Source organism: Streptomyces sp. 8K308 (assembly GCF_004348315.1).
Taxonomy (GTDB): Bacteria; Actinomycetota; Actinomycetes; order Streptomycetales; family Streptomycetaceae; genus Streptomyces.
Genome location: NZ_SMKC01000638.1, coordinates 1 through 1,241, shown reverse-complemented (window position 1 = coordinate 1,241; position 1,241 = coordinate 1). Strand labels below are relative to the sequence as shown.

The 1,241-nt window shown below is 75.7% G+C and carries 1 protein-coding gene; it reads left to right on the top strand.

Features of this window, described 5'->3' with window-relative positions:
- Nucleotides 1-1,223 (top strand): ABC transporter permease (locus E1265_RS36350; RefSeq protein WP_132935194.1); only part of this gene is annotated, 1,223 nt, incomplete at its 5' end.
- Between the last annotated feature and the right edge of the window lie 18 nt (nt 1,224-1,241).

Sequence of the window (1,241 nt, the reverse complement as noted above, 5' to 3'; positions counted from 1 at the left end):
GGCAACGGCAGCCCCCACGCTTCGAGTTCGACGCCAGGGAGGGCGAGGAGCAGAGCGGCGACGTGCTGGTGGTCGACGGCTTCCAAACGCTCGACGAGTCGGCCGTCGACACCATCGCCGACATCGACGGCGTCTCGGGCGCGGTCGGCGGCCTCGCGCTGCGCAGCGTGGGCGTGCGCGGCTCGTTCGACCCGGGCGAGATCGTCGAGGGCGAGCCGGGCGGTGGCCCGCCGACGACGCGTGAGGACGGGGAGGTCGGGGGCGGCGGCGCCGCGTTCGACATCAACCAGTACGCGGTGCTCGGCAGCGACGTGACGGCCCTCGACCAGGGCCCGTTGAGCGCCACCGAGGTGACAGACGGCCGGGCGTTCACGGCCGACGACGCGGAAGCGGACGTGGCGCTCGTCGACACCGAGTACGCGGCGAGCGAGGAGCTCGCGGTCGGCGACACGCTCACCGTCGGCGGCACCGAGGTCGAGATCGTCGGCCTGGCCGACCAGGCGGAGGGCGACGCCGCCGCCGACGTCTACCTGCCGCTGGCCAGGGCGCAGGAGCTCTCCGGCAACGAGGGCGCCCTGACGGACGTCTACGTCCGCGCCGAGGACTCGCAGGAGCTGGACGCCATCGAGGCGGCCATCACCGAGCGGGTCGAGGACGCGGAGGTCGTGACGGCCGACGACCTCGCCGACCAGGTCTCCGGCTCCCTCGCCACGGCGGCCGACCTCGCCGACGGCCTCGGCCGCTGGCTCTCCTACCTGGTGCTCGGCTCGGCCTTCCTCGTCGCCGGACTGCTCGCCTCCTCGGCGGTCACCCGCCGGGTCAGGGAGTTCGGCACGCTCAAGGCGCTCGGCTGGTCACGGGGCCGCGTCACCCGGCAGGTGATGGCCGAGGCCGTGGCCACCGGCCTGTTCGGCGGAGCGATCGGCCTCGCGGCCGGCGTGGGCGCGGCGGCCGTCATCACGGCCGTCAACCCGTCCCTGACGGCCGAACTCGGCACGGCGGCGGCGGCCTCGCCGGCCGGGCCCGGCGGCGGCTTTCGCGGCCCTGGCATGGAGCAGACGACCACGGCGGCGCTTGACGTGGGCCTGACCGCGCCCGTCAGCGTCGGCATCGTCGCGCTCGCCGCCGCGCTGGCCATCGCGGGCGGCCTGATCGCCGGCACCTTCGCCACCTGGCGCGCGGCGCGGCTCCGCCCGGCGGACGCCTTGGCCCGCGTGGCGTAGCCGGTGTTTTCCCCCACC